We start from the raw sequence: 19,964 nt of genomic DNA on the forward strand, positions 1-19,964 counted from the left end.
GCTCGTACATCACGAAGGCAAGTCCGGTCAGGACGAATCCGAGCGCCGCGGCAACGAGACTGCTCGGGTCCGTGCCCCTCGCCTGACTGGGTTGAGACGTGGTGGTTGTGGCGGTGTCCGTGGCCTCCACGGGGGCCGCGGATGGGACGGTCGAAGCGGGAAGTCGGCTGGTAGTAGGCGTTAAGGTCCGTGGGGCACCCCTCGATGTGTCAGGGACGATCGCCGCGCCCGCCGCTGAAACCGTCGGGGGCGGCTGACTCGACGACCTACTGCCGGCCAAGACGCTGCGGTATCGAACCTCGGCGGCCGACAGCGGATCCGAGTGAGCCCTCGCTTTCGGCGCGGTTCCGCCGACCGGGATCCAGGTTAGTGCAGTCGCTGAGGCCGCGGGACCCGTGAGCACCGCAACGACGGACGCGGCCAAGGCCACCGTCGTCGGAGCCCACCGAGATCCGGCGGCGCCCTTGCGGCGACCCGCGGACTTGGGCACAGGGTGGCGGGCGAGTGTGGAGAGCCGCGTAAACAGGTCGCAGAGACGCTTCAGAAGTAGGCCACTCGGCATCTCGCCGGTCACATCCCTGAGTAGTTGTGCATTCCGGCGAACGTTGCCATCAGGTTCACGAGGGTGAAGTTGATGATCACGGCGGCGTAGCCGGCCAGGGCGATGTAGGTGGTCTTGCGGTGGTTGACGCCGGCGGTGGCGCGGCCGTGCATGTAGGCGGCGTAGACAGTCCAGATGATGAACGTCCAGGCCTCCTTGGGATCCCACTGCCAGTACGCGCCCCAGGCCTCTTTGGCCCAGATCGCGCCGGCGATCAGGGTGAAGGTCCACAGGATGAACGCGACCATGTTCACCGAGTAGGCGCCGCGTTCAAGGGCGGTGGCGTCCGGGAAGGTGTCGAGGACCCGGGCGCGGGCGGGAGGGGTGCCGGTGCGCTGCCGCTCGGCGCGGTGCTGTTGCAGGAGGGAGAGCGTGCCGAGCGCGAAGCCGATGGTGAAGAACGCGACGGCCAGGAACGCGATGGACACGTGGATGCCCAGCCAGTAGGACTTCAGGGCCGGCATGAGCTCACCGGCCTCGGTGTAGAGCACGGTGACGGACAGGCCCAGCACGAGCAGGATGGGCGCCACGATGAACAGCCCGAGCCACTGCCAGTTGTTGCGTTTGGCGAGGGCGCTGTAGACGGCGCCCACCGCAGCGGCCGCGGCGGTCGCGAACTCGAACATGTTGCCCCACGGCGGGCGCATCACGGCTATCCCGCACAGCAACACCGAGCTGATCAGCAGCAGCGTGGCGAGGTAGGTCAGCATCAGCGCGATGCTGCCGCGTTGACGGCTGGCGGGGCTCTGGGTCTCGGCTGACCCATGGGGGTGGGCTATTGGCTCTGGGACAGCCGAGGTGCCGGCGTCGGGCACCCGCTCGTCTCGACGGGGGGGCTCGCGGCAGGTTTCCCCGCAGTGGCCAGGGCGGTTTCTCGTGCGGGGGCGATCACGTGCCCGGGTTGGGTTGCGTTGGCTGCCAATGTCGTCGTCCGGGCGGCCAGGTGCCAGGTGAAGGCGAGCATGGCGAGCGTGTAGACGATCATGGACGAGTACAGGGTGAGGTTCGCGTTGGCGGCGAGGGTCTCGGGGGTCATAACATCTCCTGCGGTCTGGGCGGCGTCGGGGTGCGATGGCGCGGGCCGGGCGGCGCCTCAGGGGTGGGGGCATCCTGCGACGCGGCGGCCGGGGTGACGTGGCGGGTGCCCGGTCCGTCGGAGGCGGTGGGCAGGGTCACCGTGAAGGTGGCGCCCTCCCCCGGGCCGGGACTGGTCGCGGTGAGGGAGCCGCCGAGCGCGTCGGCGAGGGCCTTGCTGATGGTCAGGCCGATCCCGGACCCGCCCTGTGCGCGGTCGCGGGCGGTGTCGCCGCGGTAGAACCGCTCGAAAACGTGCGGCAGCTGCTCGGGCGAGATGCCGTCGCCGTTGTCCGTGACGCGAATCGCGGCCTCCGCCTCGTCCCGGAAGGCGGTAACCGACACGGTGCCCCCGGCGGGGGTGTGCCGCAGGGCGTTGCCGAGCAGGTTGGCCGTGATCTGCCCGAACCGTTGCGGGTCGACGTCCACGCTCACACCGGACGCACGCTCCACGTCAACCACCAGGTTGACTCCTTTGAGCTGGTACGCGGCTCGGGCCGCGTCGGCGCCGGCCCAGACGAGGTCGCCGACCCGGCAGGGCCGCAGGTCCAAAGGGATGCGTCCTTCCTCGGCGCGGGACACGTCATCGAGGTCCTCGGCCAGCCGCCCCAGCCGGTCACTCTGGTCGAGCAGGACCGTCGCGACGTTCTCGTCCCAGTCCACCACACCGTCCTGCAGGCCCTCGCTGTAGGCGCGGACCGTAGCCACCGGGGTGCGCATCTCGTGCGCGAGGTCCGACAGCAGCTGGCGGCGGGTGTCCTCGACCTGTTCCAGGCGCTCGGCCATCGTGTTGAACGCCTCGGCCAGCGTGTCGAGCTCGCGACTCGCGCCGGTGACGGCGACGCGGCGGTCGTAATGGCCCCGGGAGACCTCCCGGGCCGCGCGGGTCAACGCCCCGAGGGGGGCCTGCAGCCGGCGGCTGAGGTACCAGGCAACGACGGAGGCGCATCCGAGGGCGACGACCAAGGCGATGCCGAGCGAGGTGAGGCTGCTGTCGCGATACGCCTCCTCGATGTGGGCGAGCTCGGGCGAGTCCGCGGCGTGTCCCGCCTGGATCAGGTGCTCGTGGAAGATCGGCGGCCCGACGAGCAACGCGACCACCGCGGCGGTGACGATGCTCGCGACGAGCACCGCGAGCAGGGCCACCATGAGCTTGGTGGCCAGCCCTTGGGTTCCCCAGGATCGCCGGAGCCCGACCCATCTCGACGCGCCGAGCCCACGGCATGGAGAGGACATCATCCGCGGCCCATCCGGTACCCGACACCGCGCACTGTGGTGATGAAGCGGGGGTCGGTCGAGTCGTCGCCGAACTTGCGACGCAGGTGGGCGATGTGCACGTCCACGATGTGCTCGTCGCCGACCCAGGCCGCATCCCACACCTCGTCGATCAGCTGACGCCGCGACCAGGCCAGGTTGGGTCGCTCGCTCAGGACGGCGAGGATGTCGAACTCGGTGCGCGTGAGGGCCACCGGTGCCCCGTCGAGGGTCACCTCGCGACTCTCGTGGTCGATCCGCAGCGCGCCGACCACGCTCACGGTGTCCTTGTCCGTAAATGCCGAAGTGGATGCCGTGCCTGGCCGCGCGGGACGCGGCCGGCGCAGCACCGCCTGCACGCGCGCCACCAGCTCGCGGGGACTGAACGGCTTGGTGATGTAGTCGTCGGCGCCGACGGACAGACCGATCAGCTTGTCCGTCTCGTGGGTGCGGGCGGTCAGCATCAGTATGTAGCAGTCGCTGAAGGTGCGGACCTGCCGGCACACCTCGACCCCGTCCAGTCCGGGCAGCCCCAGGTCGAGGACCACGACGTCCGGAGCCTGCTCGCGTGCTGCCGCCACGGCCTCAGGGCCCGAGTGGACCAGTGACGGAGCGAAACCCGCCTGCGTCAAATAGGTGCCGACGAGCGTGGCGAGCGAGCGCTCATCGTCGACGACCAGCACGCGCGCGGGAGGGAACTCGGGGGCCGGACTGCTCATGCACGACAGTGTCCACTCCCAGGCCCGAGCCCGGTACACGCGGTAGGGGCTCTGGCGGGAACCTTCGTTGGATCTTCATGAAACCTGCGTCGAACACCAACGACCCGGATCGAACCTTGTCCTGAGAAGAGGCGACCGCGCCCGGTAATCCGACGGGGCCGACGATGCACACGAAGGACGAGTGGGGAGGATCGCCATGATGTGGACCTCCGGGATGGGCGCCGGGATGTGGCTGCTCATGGCCGCAGGCACCTTCGGTTTCTGGTTCCTGATCGCCATGCTCGTGCGTGCCATCCTCAGCGACCGGCTTCCCGGGCCGGGAGCTGCTGGTCGAGGCGTCGTCCCGAGTGCGCTGCATCTACTGGGCGACCGGCTGGCTCGCGGTGAGATCACCCTCGAGGAGTACGAGCAGCGTCGGCGCGCCCTGACCGGCCTAGCCACGTACCCAGACCAGCCGGCTTCCTCCATTTCCTCCGCGACTTCCTCCGCGACCGCGGCAGGCCCGCAGTCACCGCTAGCAGCTCCCGACCCGACGAAGGACCGACACCGATCATCATGAGCACCGTTTCCCGACGCACCCTGCTCCTCGGCCTCGGTGGTGCGGGCTCCGCTGCGGTTTTGGCGGCCTGCAGCACCGGCACCCAAGCAGCACCGGGGGCCTCTACGCCGCCGCGGACCTTCGGGGCCGGTCCGGCCGTCACACCCACCCGCGGGCAGAGGATCGTCGAGAAGGTCCTCACCCCCCGACCGGCCACGGTGGACCTAGGCGGGCCGGTCGTATCGACCTGGGCCTACGACGACTCGATCCCCGGGCCGCTGATCCGCGCCAATGCCGGCGACCTGATCCGGGTGCGCGTGAACAACCGGCTCCCCGCGGCGACCACGGTGCATTGGCATGGGATCCGGCTGGCCAATGCCGCCGACGGTGTCCCCGGCCTGACGCAGGACCCGATCCAGCAGGGCGCACGGTACACGTACGCGTTCACCGCACCGGACCCGGGAACGTACTTCTACCACCCGCACGTGGGCGTCCAGCTCGACCGGGGTCTGTACGCCCCCCTGATCATCGATGACCCCACGGAACCGGGCGGGTACGACGCTGAGTGGGTGATCGTCCTGGACGACTGGATCGATGGGGCTGGCCGGACCCCCGATCAGGTGCTCAGCGACCTCAAATCCGGGAAGAGCATGACGGGCATGACCGGAATGTCAGGCTCGGACATGCCGGGCATGACCGGGACAACTGAGATGAGCGGAATGGACCACGGCTCGATGGGTTCGATGGGTTCGATGGGCGGCGCCACGACCAGCGGCCCGTCGGGCTCCCAGAGCGGCATGCAGATGGGGCCTGAACCGTTCGGGGACGCCGGCGACGTCGCCTACCCGTACTACCTGATCAACGGCCGGGTGGCGACCGCGCCGACGCAGTTGCGGGCGCGCCCGGGTCAGCGGGTCCGGCTGCGGATCATCAACGCCGGCGCGGACACGATCTTCACGGTCGCCCTCGGTGGTCACGAGATGACCATCACGCACAGCGACGGGTACGCCGTGAGGCCCGCCCGCACTCGGGCACTGCACCTCGGGATGGGCGAACGCTACGACGCGGTGGTCACCGTCAAGGACGGCGTGTTTCCCTTCGTGGCGGTCCCGTTCGGCAAGTCCGGACAGGCCATGGCTGTGCTGCGGACCTCGTCGACCGGGGCTGCGCCCGTACCGACAGCACGCCCGGCGGAACTGACCGGGCCGGCGCTGATCGGCTCGCAGCTGCAGCCGGCCGAGTCCGCCCGGCTGGCCACGCGGGCGGCGGACGTGGCCGCGCCGGTGGCCCTGACCGGTCAGATGAGCCCGTACGCGTGGGGCATCAACGGGGCCCCGTACGGCCGCAACGACCCGGTGCTCGTCCGGGAGGGGCAGCGGGTCCGGCTGAACCTGGTGAACCGGACCATGATGGCCCACCCGTACCACGTGCACGGGCACACGTTCGCCCTCGCGGACTCCGGGCTGCGCAAGGACACCGTGCTGCTGCGCCCGATGCAGTCACTGCCGATCGACATCGATGCGGACAACGTCGGATCGTGGATGACCCACTGTCACAACAGCTACCACGCCGAGGCGGGGATGATGCTCGAGCTGCGGTACCAGCAGTGACCCGCACGGCGAGTGTCTCAAGGCGACTGCTCCTCAGCAGCATGCCGCTGGCCGCCCTGGCAGCCCTGGGCGCCTGCGCCAGCCCTCCGCTCGGGCCGGCGGCACCGGATGCCGCCGGCGGCATCGCCGCGACCGGGCCGAGCGGCGAAGCGAGCGACGACACGCTAATCACCCACATCCACCGCGCCATCCGCGAGCGTGACACGATCCTAGTCGCCACCCACCAGGGGCTGTTCCGGCTGGCTGGGCACGGACAGCTCGTCGCTGTCAGCCCACCCATCGACCTGATGGGCTTCGCCATCGCCACCGACGGCACATACGTGGCATCTGGCCACCCCGCCCCGCAGAGCGATCTGCCGCAACCCGTCGGCCTGATCCAGTCCGCCGACCGAGGCCGCACGTGGAGCCTGCGATCGCGCGGCGGACAGTCCGACTTCCACGCCCTGACCGCGCTCGGGCCCGGGGTGATGGCCTTCGACGATGCCCTGCGGTTCAGCCCGGACCGGGTCACCTGGCAGGACCGGCGAATCCCCGCCCCGCCTAGGGACCTGGCCGCCGGACCTGACGGGACCGTCCTGGCCACGACCGAACGAGGCCTCCTGGCATCCGACGACCGTGGGCTGACCTGGCGGACCGTGACCACACCCCAGCTGATGCTCACGGTGACCTGGGCCGGCCCCCGGACCATCGTGGGCGCCAGCACCACCGGCGTCCTGATGGTCAGCCGCGACGCCGGCGCCACCTGGACCACAGGCCCGCGCAGCGTCGGGGAGGTCTCCGCCGTCACCGCGACCCTGCCCGGCGCCGACCAGATCGAGATCCTCCTCGTCGTCGGCACGCAAGTGTTGCGCACCAACGACCTGGGGGCCCAGACCCAGATCCTGGTCTAGCACCCGCAGACCCCGAAACCGGCGCTGCCCCCAACGCTGGGCATCAGTCGCCTGCCGCGAAGAGATCCCAAGGAGAACTCGTTGTCACCTAGCTCATCAGCCGCCGACCCGTTCGCGGCGTACAGCCGGTACCGGCGCCGTGTCCGCCTCGGTCAGGTGCTCATGGTGGTCGGCGGCATCATCGCCGCCGTCCACCTCGTGATGCACTTGGCCGGCAGCCCCTCCGGCTGGACCGATCTCGCGGCCGGATACCCCATCGCCGGGCTCATCTTCATCGCCGGCGTGTGGCTGGCCGGGCAGACCGAACCCAAGCGCAAGAAGTGAGCACCGCAGCTATCCCCGCACACACTCTGCTCCCTCTCGCGCTGCTGCTCACGGCCGCAGCCGCGCTGACCGCGAGCCTGGCATTCCGGCTCGCCCGGACAGCCCAGCGCCGCGCCGGCTGGCTCGCGGTCGGCGCGCCGCTCGTCCCCGCGATACGCCCGCACCTCGCGCACGACGGCGCGGACCTCGCAGCCGTGGTCCTCGCCAGCGTCCTGCTGTTCTTGGCCGTGATACAGGCCCAGCGCACCCGCATCGCCCAGCTGCCGCTGCTCTGGGGATGGCATCTCGACCACGGCGGCCGCCGCGCCCTCATCGGGCATGGAGGGGCGGAGTCCACCGAAACCGCCCGGCGGGTCAGGCGACGAGGCGTGATCCGGCGCTGGCACCCACCCAAACGCTAGGAACCATGTAACGGATGGTCCCGGTCACGGCATACCCAGCCCACCCCGTGTGCGGTTTCTGGGTCTAGTGGCTACTCACCGTCGCCCGGGCGGTCTCGACTCGGTCACGTCTCGTGACGACGCCGACGGCATACGGACGAGGCGGCTCATCGCCGGTCTTCTTCATCAAACCTTCATGGAACCCTGACCGTTCGTCGGTGCGCCTCGGCGACGCTGGTCATCCGTTGTCTGCCACTGAGGCACCCCAGCGCGGGAGGCATCCGAGTACAGGTTAAGACGCCTGTCAGGCAGGCCCACCCTCGCGGTGGTCCTTGAGGAGGAGTTGTTTGCATGCGCCCGTTAATCCGTAGGTTCGTTCCCGCCACCGGAGCGCTCGTGCTGGCTGGTGTCCTCACCTCTTGCTCGGGAGGGTCGATGCCTGGCATGGACCAGGGCTCGTCCGGCATGACCGGCATGACGGGCATGACCGGCATGAGCGGCACGCCGTCGGGCGGTGCGCCAACCGGCTCGGCCGCAGCCGACGTCGGTCGGGCCGGTGACGTGATGTTCGCCCAGATGATGATCCCGCACCACCAGCAGGCCGTCGAGATGGCCGACATCGCCCTGGCCAAACCGGGGTCCTCCGCGCAGGTGCGCGAGCTCGCGACCCAGATCAAGGCCGGCCAGGACCCGGAGATCCAGACGATGCGCGGCTGGCTGCAGTCCTGGGGCGCACCGGAGCCCACCACCGGAATGAGCGGGATGAGCGGTATGTCTGGACAGGGCGGGCAGGGCATGATGACCCAGGCCGACATGGACGCCCTCAAGGCCGCCGACGGGGCGGCGTTCGACAAGCAGTGGGTGACGATGATGACCGCGCACCACCAGGGCGCTATCACCATGGCTAAGCAGGTCCTCGGCACGACACAGAACCCGCAGGTCAAGACTCTCGCGGAGGCCGTCGTCAAGGCCCAGACCGAGGAGATCGCGACGATGAAGACCCTGCTTTGACTCGGTTGCGGCTCGTGACTTGGCAGCAAGACCGGCGCGGACGTGACGTGGTGAGGCCACGGTGAGCGTCTTCATGAACGCCATTGGGGCGCCGGCCGTTCAATGGAGCTATCCGACAGTTCCTACCGTGCTGGGCATCTCCCCGCACGGGCTGCTGTCCGCGGTCGGCATAGTGGCGGCATGGTTCCTGCTGCGCCGCGCGCTGCGGGCCCGAGGCCTCGATGCCAACGCGGCCGAGGCCGCCGTCGGGTGGGGCATCCCGGCCGGGCTGGTCGGTGCCCGGATCGACTACGTCATCTCCCACCCCGGCCAGTTCGGGTCGATCTGGCAGATGCTCGAGGTGGGGCGCGGCGGCATGGCCCTCTTTGGGGGGCTCCTCGGCGGGGTGCTGGCCGCGCTCATCGTGTTGCGCCGCCGCGGGGTGGCGGTCCTGCCGGTCCTCGACGCGGCAGCGGCCCCGCTGGCGGCAGGGGTCGCGCTCGGCCGTGTCGGGGACCTGATGCTCGGGGATCACCTCGGGCGGCCCCTGACCGGCGCGTGGGGCATCGGCTACACCATCCAGCCCGGATCGGTCCTGGCACCCGGGTTCACGCCCAGCCCCGCACGAGCACCGGGACTCGGCGAGAGCTGCACCGACCTGGGATCCTTCTACGCGGGCTGCGCCTACCACCTCACGCCCGCGTACGACCTGATCGCCGCCACCGTCATCGCGATCGTCCTGGTCCTGCTCGGCAAGCGGATCCAACGGATGCCCGGAGTCGCGATCAGCATCTTCGCGCTGCTCTACGCCGGGCAGCGGCTGGCTCTGGACGCCGCCCGCGGGATCGACGAGCGGCCGTTCGCCGGACTCACCGGCACCCAGCTCATCGCCACCATCGTGGTGACGGCCTCGGCCGTCGCGATCATCACCTCCCTCGCTCGACGTCGCCGCCCGCCCGGGACGGAGTCCCTGGAGACCCTGACCAGCGGCGCGCCCCACGACTCACGCGTGGCCACGCCCACCGCTGTGATCCAGGCCCGGTCCGGCACCGACTCGTCCCGGCCGGGAGACGCCTCGTGAGCGGTCGGGCCCAGCGCGCGCGTCACCGCGCGCGCTGGGCGTGGGCGGTCTCGACCGTGGTCCTGGTCCTCACGGCCGCCGCGTGCGGCACCACGTCCGGCAGCAACTCCGTCGCCGCTCAGGCGCGCTCCGGAGACCGCAAGGGATACGTCTCCGGAGACGGCAGCGTCGAACGGATCGACCCCGCGAACCGCGGCACCCCACTCACGGTCGCAGGCCCCACCGTCGACAGCCGCATCTGGTCCCTGCAAGACCACCCCGGCCAGGTCGTCGTCCTCAACGTGTGGGGCTCGTGGTGCCCGCCCTGCATCACCGAGACCCCCGAGCTTGACAAGGCGTACCGCAACCTGACCAGCCGCTTCAAGGACGTGAGCTTCATCGGGCTGGACACCAAGGAAAGCCCGGAGTCCGCACTGGCGTTCATCCGCGCCAACCGCGTCCCCTACCTGTCCCTCGCCTACGACGGCGGTGAGCGGATGCTCTCCCTCAACGGCAAGGCCCCCGCCACCCCGACGACCCTGATCCTGGACCGGCAGCACCGCATCGCGGCCCGCGTCCTGGGCCCCCTGACCGCCTCAACGCTCGAAGGTCTCGTCGAGGATGTGCGCGCCGCGTGAACCCCGCCGACCTGACCGCCGCCCCCGTCCTCGTCGCGCTCGGCGTCGCCGTCCTTGCCGGGGTCGTCTCGTTCGCCTCCCCCTGCGTCCTACCCCTGGTTCCCGGCTTCCTCGGATACGTGACCGGGCTGTCCGAGCAGCCGCTCGCTGATCGGCACCGCGGGCGGATGGTCCTGGGGACGTTGCTGTTCGTGCTTGGGTTCAGCACCGTCTTCATCATCGGCGCAGGGATCGTCGCCGCCGCGTCCCTGACCCTGCAGGAACACCAGTCCGCGCTCCTGCGCATCAGCGGAGCCGTCGTCATCATCACCGCGCTGCTCTCCCTCGGGGTTGGCCGCTCCTGGTCCCTGACGCCCCGATGGCGCCCACCCACCGGGCTGGGCGGTGCCCCGCTGCTCGGCGTCGCTTTCGGCATCGGGTGGGGACCCTGCCAAGGCCCGACCCTCGCCGCCATCCTCGCCATGGCGGCACCCCTGTCCGCGCAGGACGGCACCGTCAGCCGCGGGATCGCCCTCGCCATCGCCTACTGCCTCGGCCTCGGCCTTCCCTTCCTGGCCATGGCCGCCGGATACGAACGAGCCAGCCGCGCCAGCAACTGGCTGCGGCAACACCGACAACCCATCCGGCTCACCGGCGGCATCATCCTGCTCACCGTCGGCGCCCTCATGCTCGCCGGACTCTGGGAGCCCGTCATCACCTGGCTCCAGTCACGCCTGATCAACAACTTCCGCACCGTCATCTGAAAGACCTAGACGCCCGAACCGGGACCTGCCGCATCCCCGCCTACATCGAACAGAAAGAAGGCCCGACCGACCACACCCTCCACCTAACCGAGACCGACCAAACGACCTGATCCACCCGACAGGAGCCCATGGCCAAATGCCCCACGCCCCGTCGGACACCATCCAGCAGGCGACGAACCTCGTTCCCTGTGACCCAACCCCACGCCCAACAGGGCACTCGCCGGGGCGCCGAATCCTGCCACCCCAACGAGTCCACACCCCCAACACGGCAGGAACGGGGAAACCACCAACAACGGACCCGCAGACGCGAGGTCCTCGGGGTGAAGCCGACGCTCACGCGCCGGCCGGGCCACTACCTCCGGCCCGAACCCGACAGCTAACCCCGCAGGCGCAAGAGAGGCCACCCATGAACACCACCCGACGCCCCGGGCGGCACCGACCGCCCGGCAAGCCCAATCCGATCGCCGAGCTCGCAGTGCTCGCTCGCGAGTCCGCGCAGCCCGCCATGAAGGGAGCCGCGATCCTCGCCGCCACCGGCGGGCTCGTCAGCACACTGGCGCCACCCGCAGCGGCCGAGAGCAACGTGACGGCCAGCGCACCCGCGGCCACCGGGCCCAAATCCGCGGAGCGACCCACCACGGTCGTAGTGCCGGCCCGGCCCGCCCTCACCTCGATCGGCTTCACCCCGACCAAGCCTGTCAAGCAGGTACCCCCCGCAAAGGTCATCACCGACGTCCATCTCGAGAAGGAACGCCAAGCGGCACGGGACACGGCAGAACTCGAACGTGAGGCCCAGCAACGCGCCTCCCGCGACCGGGAACGGCGCAGCCTGAGCAGCACCCCGAGCGCCACCGTCGCCACCGCACCCTCCGCACCCTCCGCGGCCGTCGGCGGCCGCTCTGCGTACAACTGGGGATCAGCCGGTCAGTGCACCTGGGGCGTGCTCAACAAGTGGTACCAGTCCGAGGGCTACTACCCCGGCGGGTGGACCGGCAACGCCCTCGTCTGGGCCGAGCGCGCGGCCGGTGCCGGCTACACCGTCAGCGGGACCCCCCGAACCCGGTCCATCCTTGTCCTGCAACCGGGTGTCTACGGGTCATCGAGTGCCGGCCACCTCGGCTGGGTCACCGCCGTCAACGGCGACCAGGTGACCATCATCGAGATGAACGCCCTGGCAGGTCCGTTCAACTACAACACCCGAACCCTGACCGACATCAGCGGCATGAAGTACATCTACGCACCGTAGGCCACCGAACCCGTTCCCAGCGCCCTGCATAACACGCACAAGCAGGGCGCTGGGAACGGCCTCAAGGACCCACAGACCTTCAACCATGCGGGGCGACTCCCAAAGCCTCCTGAACCTCAACGAGCGATTCGGCAGCGCCGAAGAGCTCCACGACCTCCTGCTGGCTGGTGACTTTCGTGATCATGGAAGCACGAGTCGTCCACGACCACGTGCGGTCAGCACGAAGGAGCCCATTCCAACGGACAGGCACGTCGAGCCGCGCGCGGCGGCGTCGCTGCCGGTCCGTGACTGGCGACGGGACCAGGATGCGCGTGCGGGGCGGCGTCGGCTCCTACGCCGGCCAGAGCCAGCCGGCGCCGACGCCGAGCAACAGGCTCAGCAGCCCCACCGTCACGGCCGCCCCACGGGCACCACGGCCGTATGCCGTCCGTGCCACGAAAGGCTGACCCGCTGAGGAGCCGAGGCCAAACACCGGGACGATCCAGCGCAGGTAGTAGAAAAGGCTCAGCAGGGAGTTGAGCACGACGGCGCCCGTCAGCCACGGCAGCCCCCCTTCCCAGGCGGCCGTCGCCGTCGTCAGCTTGCCGATGAAGACGGCGGTGGGCGGAGTCCCGACCAGGCCCAGCAGGCACACGACCAGTGACCCGGCCAGCCACGGGCGCTGACGGGCCAGGCCGCGGTAGTCGGTGAGGCCGCGATGCTCGGGCAGCGCCGCGGCGACGGCGAAGGCGCCCACGTTCGTGACGGCATACGCCCCGAGGTAGAAGAGCAGCGACGGCTCGGCCAGCGGGCTGCGCCCGACGACGGCCACGGGGACCAGCAGGTAGCCGGCCTGGCTGACCGTCGACCAGCCGAGCAGCCGGCGCACGTCGGTCTGACCGTAGGCGGCGAGGTTGCCGAGCGTCATGGTGAGCGTGGCGAGCACGCCGACGAGCAGGGGCCAGGCCACGGTGGCGGGTAGGACCCCGACGAAGCGCGAGAGTGCCAGGACGGCGCCGAGCTTCGGGACGGTGGTGAGGAAGGTCGCAGCGGTGACACCGGCCGCCTGCGCGGCATCGGGCACCCAGAAGTGCGCCGGCACCGCGCCCGCCTCGAAGAGCAGGGCGCACACGACGAGGACGGCACCGGCCGAGAGCACTCCGGACGGCGACGCTGCCAGCTCGCGGGTGAGCGACACGTAGCTCGTCTCGCCGGACACCCCGTAGAGCAGCGCCGTGCCGAGCATGAGCGAGATGCCGGCCAACGCGCCCAGCAGGTAGGTCTTCATCGCCGCCTCCGCCGCCGCACGGGTGCGTTCCAGCCCGACGAGGCCGTATGCCGGGATGCTGGCCAGCAGGAACCCGACGAGAAGCACCTGCAGGTCACGGGCGCCGCTCATCACGAGGACCCCGGTGGAGGCGAGGAGCAGCAGGGCGTACGTCTCCGCCTCCCGGGGCGAGCCGCCCACGTCGTCCGCTGCCACCAGCAGCATGAGCGACACGACGACCGCGACGACGACCCGCACGACGGCCGTGGCGTGGTCGGCCACGAACGTGTCGTCGAAGGCCGTCTGGGTGCCGCGCGTCATGCCCAGCACCGTCAGGGCGGCCGAGGCTGCCAGGGCGAGGGCTGCGACGGATCGAGTCGCCGACAGCCGGGAGCGCCGCAGGAACGAGCCGGACAGCAGGACCACGAGCGCTCCTGCGAAGAGCGCCATCTCCGGGGCGAGCACCAGCGGGCGCATGCTCATCTCCATGGCGACCTCACCGGGACACCAGTCCGACGAGGACCGACGACGCCGGCTCGATGACGTCGAGCACGACTCGGGGGAAGACGCCGATGACCAGCGAGGCCAGCAGCAGGACACCGATCGCGAGCACCTCCGGTGTCCTGAGGTCCTCGAAGCCGGCGGACTGTCCACGCAGGCCTCCGGTGAACACCCGCTGGTAGGCGCGCAGGAACAGTCCGGCGGTCACGAGGATCCCGATGAGCGAGACGGCGGTCACCGGGGCGGCCCCGATGCTGCCGGTGAAGATCTGGAACTCCGCGATGAAGCCGGACAGGGCGGGAAGGCCGAGCGAGGCGAAGGCACCGACGGCGAAGACCGCCGCGAGCCGTGGCGCCGGTCCGGCAAGGCCACCGAAGCCGTCCAGCTCGTAGTCGCGACCGCGGCGGTGCAGGATCCCGACGACGAGGAACAGGGCGCCGGTGATGACGCCGTGGCTGACCATCTGGGTGACGGCGCCGGTGACGGCGAGCTGACGAGAGGAGGTGCCGGCCGCCGTCAGGCCGGCGACTCCCACGGCGAGCACGATGTAGCCCATGTGGTTGACGGAGGTGTAGGCGATCATCCGTTTGAGGTGGGTCTGGGCCAGGGCTACGAAGGCGCCGTGCAGCACCGAGACGACGCCGAAGGCGATGATCACCCACGACCAGGCCTGCCAGCTCTGGGGCAGCATCGGCATGGCGATGCGGACGAAGCCGTAGGTGCCCATCTTGAGCAGGACGCCGGCGAGGACGGCCGAGCCGATGGCGGGTGCGTCGGTGTGGGCCGGAGGCAGCCAGGTGTGGAAGGGCACGGTCGGCGTCTTGACGAAAAGCCCCAGCAGGATCGCCCCGAGCACGAGTCCGGCGACGGGTCCCGACGAGTGCAGCGGCATCGCGGCCACGAGCGTCGGGATGTCGAAGGTGTGCGGGTCCGAGGCGACGTACAGGCCGATGAAGCCGAGCAGCAGCGCCAGCGACCCGAGGAAGGTGTAGAGGAAGAACAGCAGGGCCGAGCGGGCCGCCGTCCCGCTCCCCCACCCGGCGATGAGGAAGTACATCCCGACGATCGACAGGTCGAAGAAGACGAAGAAGAGGATGAGGTCGGCCGACACGAACAGCCCGAGGCTCACCGACTGCAGGAACAGCATCAGGGCCGCGCGCGACCTCGGTCGCTCGACGTCGCGCAGGCTGTAGACGGCGCAGGCGAGGAAGACCAGGGCGGTCATGCCGACGAGGGGAAGTGACAGCCCGTCGACACCGACGTGGTAGCTGCTGCCGATGCGCGGCATCCAGTCGAGGCGCTCGTCCAAGGCGAGCCGCCCGGCCGCCGGGGTCCGGTAGCGGGCCCACGCCAGAGCCACCAGGAGCAGGTCGACCACGCCGACGGCGACCCAGGCCCAGGCGACGCCGCGCCGTGGCACCGGGACCGAAGCCAGCACGAGAGCTGACAGCAGGGGCAGGAAGACGATGAGACTGAGCACACTCACCTCACGAGAGCGGACGTGACGAGCAGGGCGATGGCAGCCGTGGCGACGACGACGGCCTGGACGTAGTAGTGGTGCAGCTGCCCGGTCTGGGGCCGCCTGGCGCGCTCGGCGAGCGAGCGGACCCCATGCGCTGCACGCGTCACCCCCGCGGCTAGGACGCGGACGTCCACACCGGCCAGAGCCTGCGCCACCCGCCGGCCGGCAGCCGCCACGGACGCGGGCACGGGCTGAACGGCTCTGCGGTCCACTGCGTCGAGAGCCCGGGCAAGGGCGAACGCGGGCCGGACCGCGAGATGCTGCGCGGCCTCCTCCAGCGCCAGCCAACGACGCGGCCAGCCGGGCTCCGGGAGCCGGCCCGCGCGGACAGCGCACACGGTCCCGCCCATGACCGCGATCGACAGCACCGCGGCACCGATGAGCGAGGGCCACTCCACGACGGGCACGGTGGCGCCGACGGTCCCCGCGAACCACGACACGGCAGGTGGAAGGACGAGTGCACCGAGGACCACCGAGCCGGTGGCGAGGACGACCAGCGGTACCGTGCGCGCCGCGCCGGGCCGCTCGTCGTCCTCGGGTTTCAGGGGGTCGGCACCGGGCAGGCGGGTCGACCACAGCGTGGCCATGATCTTGCCGGAGTACGCCGCTGACAAGGCGGCGGCCGCCAGGGACACCGCGTAGAGCAGACCTGCGGCCGGCACGCGCGGACCGGCCGGGTCGAGCAGTGACGCGAGCACCGCGTCCTTGGTCGCCCACAGCGACAGGGGTGCGATCCCCGCCAGGGACAGCGACCCGAGGGTCGCGCTCCATCCGACCACCCGCCACCGTCGGGCCACACCGGCGAGCTGGTCCAGGCGACGGGTGCCCAACAGCGCCAGCCACACCCCGGCGGCGAGAAAGAGCAGCGCCTTGGTGGCCGCATGGGCCACAAGCTGCGCGCTGCCGCCGACGAGGGAGCCGGTGCCGGCGGCGAGCACGACGAAGGCGAGCTGGGCGGCGGTCGAGGCTGCCAGCAGCTGCTTGAGATCGCGCTGGGCGAGGGCGACCACGCCGAGGGCCACCGCGCTGACCGCCCCGAGCCAGGCCACCAGGGGGCCGGCCCATCCGGTGGCCGTGAGCAGCGGCTGGGCGCGCAGCAGCAGGAAGCCGCCGAGGGCCACCATCGTCGCCGAGTGCAGCAGCGCGCTGACCGGGCTGGGTCCCTCCATGGCGCGCGAGAGCCAGAACGAGAAGGGCAGCTGGGCGGCCTTGCCGAGCGCCGCGACGACGATGCCCGCCGCCACGACGTCGCGCCAGCCGGGACTCACCGTGCCGAGCCTGTCGAGGGACAGGGCCCCGCCACCGGCCACCGCCGCGCCGGCTGCCAGGTAGAGGCCCAGGTCGGCCGTGCGCGTCGTGAGGAACGCCGTCAGCCCGGCCGAGACGCGGCGCTCCTCGCTCCACCGGAAGCCGATGAGGGCCCAGGACATCGCACCCATCACCTCCCAGGCAAGCAGCAGGGTCGGCAGGGTCGTCGCGGTCGACGTGACCAGAGCGGCCGCCGCGAAGAGCAGCATCAGCCCGTGGAAGCGCGCCCGGCCGGCGCCCACGTCACCCGTGAGCTCTCCGTCCGCGGTGCCGAGCGAGAAGACGAGGACGAGGAGCGTCACGACCGCGGTGGTGGGCACCATGACGGCCGCCAGGCCGTCCACCGCTAGGCCCAGCTCGCCCCCGGCGACGCCGCCCAGGAACGGCGCGGACACCGCGGGGCGCGACGCGGCGCCCAGGAGGGCCAGCACGACCACCACGCCGGCCACCGCGACGGCGAGGGGGCCTGCGGCCCGATCGACGGTTCGCGTGGAGGCGGGGCTCCGGTCATCTGCCGGTGCCGGTGCTGCCCGGCCCGCAGGCCCGGCCTCTGGGGGCGCGCCAGGGCGCCGGCCGCCGGCGACCGCAGCGAGAACGCCACCGACCACCGCGGGCAGCCCGACCAGGGCCCACAGCATCCACGTCGCGTCGCTCACGTCGTCACCCCTTCGTCCGTGGTCACTGCGTGAGGTCCGTGGCGGAGTCGGTCATGTCGGAGCCGCGCTCCCGGTGCAGGAGCGTGGCGACGGCGAAGCCCATGGCCATCTCGACGGTCATCGCGGCCAGCACCACCAGCAGCAGCACCTGGCCCGACGGGTTCGGCGCGAGGAACCACCAGAGGGCTGCGGCGGCCAGGATGACGGCGTTGACCATGAGCTCGAGGCCCATCATCACCATCACGACGACCTGCTGTGAGAGGGCGCCGTAGAGGCCCACGCTGAACAGGGCCGCCGCGAACACAAGGGCGATCTGCAGCGTCATCGGCCTACTCCCCCGGGCTGCGGGTCCTGCGCCGGGCCCTCGAGGTCGTCCCCCAGACGGTCGTAGCGGGTCCGGGCGTGCGCCAGGGACACGCCGGCGACGATCGTGGCGACCATGACCGGGCTGACCACGGCCATGACGAGCATCTTGGACTCCATCAACGTCCGGCCGAGTGCGGCCGTCAGGTCGGCCGGCGGCGCGCCTCGCCGGGCGGGCCAGTCCGCGAGCAGGATGCCGGCGACGAGCACCACGAAGACCCCCACCGAGACCCCGACCGCAGTCCGCTTGCCGTGCACCATGCTCATCGGCATCAGCGCGGGGTTCATCCCCATGAACATGACCATGTAGACAGCCATCACGGCCATCTCCATGACCATCATGAGGACCACGATGAGACCGACGTAGCTCTGCGAGAGCAGCAGCACCTGAAGGCCCACGGCCACGAAGGAGCCGGCCAAGGCGTAGGTCGCCCGGGCCATCGAGTCGACCCGGAACACGGCCGCCCCAGCGAGCACCGCGACGACGCCGAGGACGACGAAGAGCACGTCGAGAACCACCGTCACCCCCTCCAGACCACGACGACCGCGACCACGAGGTCCTGCACGAGCGCGACCGGCAGCAGCACGACCCAGCCGAGCTCCATGAACAGGTCGGGCCGCAGGACCGGTAGGCGGCGCCGGGCCCAGACGAGCACGGCCAGCACCGCCGCCGACTTGAGCAGGCTCCAGGCCCACCCCGGCAGGAGCGGCCCTGAGCCGCCGCCGAGGAACAGGGGCACGGCGAAGGCGGCACCCGCGGCAAGCAGCGCGTGGCGCCCAGCGAGCAGGAGCAACCGGTCCAGTCCCGACACCTCCGCGACGACTCCGCCCGCGACATCGGAACCGAGAGCCGCCGCGAAGGGACCCGACACAGAGAAACCCAGCACCCCCACGAGGAAGACGAGGAAGGCCAGCGGCATCCACACGGCATACCAAAGCCCGTGCTGCGCTCCGGCGACCACGAGCGGGTCGAGGCTGCGGGCGGCGATGGCCGGCGCGACAAGAGCGAACATCAGCGGCAGCTCGTAGCCCAGGGCCTGGGCCAGGAAGCGATGCCCGCCGATGATGCCGTACGCCGAGTTGGCACCCCAGCCGGCGAGCCACACCAGGGCCCACACCGCGACGTCCACCATGTTGAACCACACGATCCCCACCTCGGTCGGCAGAGTCACCGCGTCGCCCCACGGCACCACGGCGACCATCAGCACCGCCGCGACGACCAGGCCCCACGTCCCGACGGTCCACAGCAGCCGGTCCGCCGAGACCGGCGCGCGCCGGCGCTGGCGGAGCAGCCGAGCGACGTCGGAGATCGGGCCCGACAGGCCCGAGGTAGCGGCGCCCAGCGACCGCGCCTGCAGGACGCTGGACAACACCGCGGCTCCAACCGTCAGCACCACCAACGAACCGAACGCCAGCGCGGCGGCCGTCGCCATCTCACTGGACGAGGCCGGGGCGCTTCCCACCCGGAGCGTGATGACAGCAGCTGCCTCAGGCATGCGCGCCTACCCTCATGTCGTCGAGCGACCCGAGGTGCAGTGCCAGGCTCGCGATGACGAGTCGCGCCGCCGCGACATCGACGCCCGTGCACAGCCGGATCGCGTGGTCTGCGTCGGTGCGCCGGAGCGGCACGTCGGGTCTCTCGGCGGCGACAGCCGTCGTGGCCGCGCTCTCATGCAGGGCCGCGAGCAGCGCCAGGAGACGGTCATAGGCGTCACCGGCCCACCATGACGGGAGGTGGCGCTCGTCCAACCACCCCGGTGCGGCACGCCCCAAACCCCGTAGCGACCAGCGCAGCGTGTGCAAACGTCGGATGCGACCGACAAGTGCGTCCGCCTCCTTGGCCAGCCCGACATCGCTGCCCTGCCAGAAGATCCCCAGGGCCCGGTCCCGGACGCGCATCGCGCGGTGTGCCTCCTCCATGCAGCCTGCGAGCTGGAGGAGATCAAGCACCGCGTCGGCCAGCAAGCCGGCAGGTGCACAGTCCTGCGCCGCGAAACCTGTTGCCGCAGTGAGTAACCAGCGTGCCTCAGCCTCGGCTACCAGGTCGCCGTGCAGCGTCCACGTCATCTCCAGGCCGGCCGGCCAATGGCGCAGGACCGGCCCCAGCTTCAGGTGCAGCTCATCCATCTCGAGACCGTCCCGGTCCTCGGCGCCCTCGGCGAGTGGGATGCCGTCTGGGGACATGTCCATGTCCATGCCCTCGTGGTCCATGCCCTCGTGGTCCATGCCCTCGTGGTCCATGCCCTCGTGGTCCATGCCCTCGTGGTCCATGCCCTCGTGGTCCATGCCCTCGTGGTCCAA

Annotated in this window: 20 protein-coding genes, 1 pseudogene and 1 riboswitch; of the genes and pseudogenes, 10 read left to right on the top strand and 11 right to left on the bottom strand. The window is 70.9% G+C overall.

The features are described 5' to 3' along the window. Positions 1-570: 570 nt before the first annotated feature. The 4 genes from ccsB to ABT295_RS09335 all read right to left on the bottom strand — a co-directional run bounded on the left by ccsB (position 571) and on the right by ABT295_RS09335 (position 3,648). A complete protein-coding gene (gene ccsB, locus ABT295_RS09320; protein WP_352394077.1) occupies positions 571-1,311 on the bottom strand; it encodes a c-type cytochrome biogenesis protein CcsB in 741 nt (246 codons plus the stop codon). Between the two features lie 65 nt (positions 1,312-1,376). Next, positions 1,377-1,637: a hypothetical protein gene (locus ABT295_RS09325; protein WP_352394078.1), complete on the bottom strand. Its 261-nt coding sequence runs from the start codon at positions 1,635-1,637 to the stop codon at positions 1,377-1,379. After that, positions 1,634-2,824, bottom strand: coding sequence for a sensor histidine kinase (locus ABT295_RS09330; protein WP_352394079.1), 1,191 nt, complete (start codon positions 2,822-2,824; stop codon positions 1,634-1,636). Before ABT295_RS09330 ends, ABT295_RS09325 begins: the two co-directional genes overlap by 4 nt. Before the next feature lie 86 nt (positions 2,825-2,910). Further along, positions 2,911-3,648 (bottom strand): response regulator, encoded by a 738-nt coding sequence (locus tag ABT295_RS09335; protein ID WP_352394080.1) that lies wholly within the window; start codon positions 3,646-3,648, stop codon positions 2,911-2,913. Between the two features lie 196 nt (positions 3,649-3,844). Between ABT295_RS09335 and ABT295_RS09340 the strand changes: the two genes are divergently transcribed. The 10 genes from ABT295_RS09340 to ABT295_RS09385 all read left to right on the top strand — a co-directional run bounded on the left by ABT295_RS09340 (position 3,845) and on the right by ABT295_RS09385 (position 12,067). Further along, entirely contained in the window at positions 3,845-4,207 is a 363-nt protein-coding gene (locus tag ABT295_RS09340) for an SHOCT domain-containing protein (protein WP_352394081.1), read from the top strand. Next, complete coding sequence (locus ABT295_RS09345; protein WP_352394082.1) at positions 4,204-5,796, top strand: multicopper oxidase family protein; 1,593 nt, start codon at positions 4,204-4,206, stop codon at positions 5,794-5,796. The genes ABT295_RS09340 and ABT295_RS09345 overlap by 4 nt, the downstream gene beginning before the upstream one ends. A 41-nt stretch (positions 5,797-5,837) precedes the next feature. Further along, entirely contained in the window at positions 5,838-6,686 is an 849-nt protein-coding gene (locus ABT295_RS09350) for a F510_1955 family glycosylhydrolase (RefSeq protein WP_352394083.1), read from the top strand. An 81-nt stretch (positions 6,687-6,767) separates the two neighbouring features. Beyond that, positions 6,768-7,010, top strand: coding sequence for a hypothetical protein (locus tag ABT295_RS09355; protein WP_352394084.1), 243 nt, complete (start codon positions 6,768-6,770; stop codon positions 7,008-7,010). After that, on the top strand, positions 7,007-7,411 hold the full coding sequence (locus tag ABT295_RS09360; protein ID WP_352394085.1) for a hypothetical protein: 405 nt from the start codon (positions 7,007-7,009) through the stop codon (positions 7,409-7,411). Before ABT295_RS09355 ends, ABT295_RS09360 begins: the two co-directional genes overlap by 4 nt. 423 nt (positions 7,412-7,834) lie before the next feature. Further along, the gene (locus tag ABT295_RS09365; RefSeq protein WP_352394086.1) at positions 7,835-8,401 is read left to right on the top strand and encodes a DUF305 domain-containing protein; all 567 of its coding nucleotides are present in this window, start codon (positions 7,835-7,837) and stop codon (positions 8,399-8,401) included. 127 nt (positions 8,402-8,528) lie between these two features. Beyond that, complete coding sequence (locus ABT295_RS09370; RefSeq protein WP_352394087.1) at positions 8,529-9,461, top strand: prolipoprotein diacylglyceryl transferase family protein; 933 nt, start codon at positions 8,529-8,531, stop codon at positions 9,459-9,461. Beyond that, positions 9,458-10,078, top strand: coding sequence for a TlpA family protein disulfide reductase (locus ABT295_RS09375; protein WP_352394088.1), 621 nt, complete (start codon positions 9,458-9,460; stop codon positions 10,076-10,078). Before ABT295_RS09370 ends, ABT295_RS09375 begins: the two co-directional genes overlap by 4 nt. Then, entirely contained in the window at positions 10,075-10,821 is a 747-nt protein-coding gene (locus ABT295_RS09380; protein ID WP_352394089.1) for a cytochrome c biogenesis CcdA family protein, read from the top strand. The genes ABT295_RS09375 and ABT295_RS09380 overlap by 4 nt, the downstream gene beginning before the upstream one ends. Before the next feature lie 275 nt (positions 10,822-11,096). Further along, positions 11,097-11,206, top strand: a riboswitch (cyclic di-AMP (ydaO/yuaA leader). 21 nt (positions 11,207-11,227) lie between these two features. After that, positions 11,228-12,067, top strand: coding sequence for a CHAP domain-containing protein (locus tag ABT295_RS09385; protein WP_352394090.1), 840 nt, complete (start codon positions 11,228-11,230; stop codon positions 12,065-12,067). 331 nt (positions 12,068-12,398) lie between these two features. Here ABT295_RS09385 and ABT295_RS09390 read toward each other — a convergent pair whose 3' ends face one another. The 7 genes and pseudogenes from ABT295_RS09390 to ABT295_RS09420 all read right to left on the bottom strand — a co-directional run. Next, the gene (locus ABT295_RS09390) at positions 12,399-13,802 is read right to left on the bottom strand and encodes an NADH-quinone oxidoreductase subunit N (RefSeq protein WP_352394091.1); all 1,404 of its coding nucleotides are present in this window, start codon (positions 13,800-13,802) and stop codon (positions 12,399-12,401) included. 7 nt (positions 13,803-13,809) lie between these two features. After that, positions 13,810-15,300, bottom strand: a complete 1,491-nt coding sequence (locus ABT295_RS09395) for a complex I subunit 4 family protein (protein ID WP_352394092.1) — start codon at positions 15,298-15,300, stop codon at positions 13,810-13,812. Beyond that, positions 15,297-17,084, bottom strand: coding sequence for a proton-conducting transporter transmembrane domain-containing protein (locus ABT295_RS09400; RefSeq protein ID WP_352394093.1), 1,788 nt, complete (start codon positions 17,082-17,084; stop codon positions 15,297-15,299). The genes ABT295_RS09395 and ABT295_RS09400 overlap by 4 nt, the downstream gene beginning before the upstream one ends. Positions 17,085-17,322: 238 nt before the next feature. Beyond that, complete coding sequence (locus tag ABT295_RS09405) at positions 17,323-17,625, bottom strand: NADH-quinone oxidoreductase subunit NuoK (protein WP_352394094.1); 303 nt, start codon at positions 17,623-17,625, stop codon at positions 17,323-17,325. Continuing rightward, positions 17,622-18,182: an NADH-quinone oxidoreductase subunit J gene (locus tag ABT295_RS09410; protein ID WP_352394095.1), complete on the bottom strand. Its 561-nt coding sequence runs from the start codon at positions 18,180-18,182 to the stop codon at positions 17,622-17,624. Before ABT295_RS09410 ends, ABT295_RS09405 begins: the two co-directional genes overlap by 4 nt. 2 nt (positions 18,183-18,184) lie before the next feature. Next, on the bottom strand, positions 18,185-19,096 hold the full coding sequence (locus ABT295_RS09415; protein WP_352394096.1) for an NADH-quinone oxidoreductase subunit H: 912 nt from the start codon (positions 19,094-19,096) through the stop codon (positions 18,185-18,187). Between the two features lie 55 nt (positions 19,097-19,151). Further along, a pseudogene (locus ABT295_RS09420) lies at positions 19,152-19,964 on the bottom strand (hypothetical protein); the annotation flags it as partial.

The sequence above is a fragment of the Terrabacter sp. NPDC000476 genome (genome assembly GCF_040300125.1).
Lineage (GTDB): Bacteria > Actinomycetota > Actinomycetes > Actinomycetales > Dermatophilaceae > Terrabacter.

Coding starts and splice junctions, on each gene's coding strand:
- ABT295_RS09405 (WP_352394094.1), bottom strand. CDS start 17,625: ATGACGCTGCAGATCGCCCTTGTGTTCGCGGCGGCCCTGTTCAGCGTG.
- ABT295_RS09340 (WP_352394081.1), top strand. CDS start 3,845: ATGATGTGGACCTCCGGGATGGGCGCCGGGATGTGGCTGCTCATGGCC.
- ABT295_RS09390 (WP_352394091.1), bottom strand. CDS start 13,802: ATGGAGATGAGCATGCGCCCGCTGGTGCTCGCCCCGGAGATGGCGCTC.
- ABT295_RS09350 (WP_352394083.1), top strand. CDS start 5,838: ATGCCGCTGGCCGCCCTGGCAGCCCTGGGCGCCTGCGCCAGCCCTCCG.
- ABT295_RS09325 (WP_352394078.1), bottom strand. CDS start 1,637: ATGACCCCCGAGACCCTCGCCGCCAACGCGAACCTCACCCTGTACTCG.
- ABT295_RS09330 (WP_352394079.1), bottom strand. CDS start 2,824: ATGGTGGCCCTGCTCGCGGTGCTCGTCGCGAGCATCGTCACCGCCGCG.
- ABT295_RS09365 (WP_352394086.1), top strand. CDS start 7,835: ATGGACCAGGGCTCGTCCGGCATGACCGGCATGACGGGCATGACCGGC.
- ccsB (WP_352394077.1), bottom strand. CDS start 1,311: ATGCTGACCTACCTCGCCACGCTGCTGCTGATCAGCTCGGTGTTGCTG.
- ABT295_RS09345 (WP_352394082.1), top strand. CDS start 4,204: ATGAGCACCGTTTCCCGACGCACCCTGCTCCTCGGCCTCGGTGGTGCG.
- ABT295_RS09335 (WP_352394080.1), bottom strand. CDS start 3,648: ATGAGCAGTCCGGCCCCCGAGTTCCCTCCCGCGCGCGTGCTGGTCGTC.
- ABT295_RS09385 (WP_352394090.1), top strand. CDS start 11,228: ATGAACACCACCCGACGCCCCGGGCGGCACCGACCGCCCGGCAAGCCC.
- ABT295_RS09415 (WP_352394096.1), bottom strand. CDS start 19,096: ATGGCGACGGCCGCCGCGCTGGCGTTCGGTTCGTTGGTGGTGCTGACG.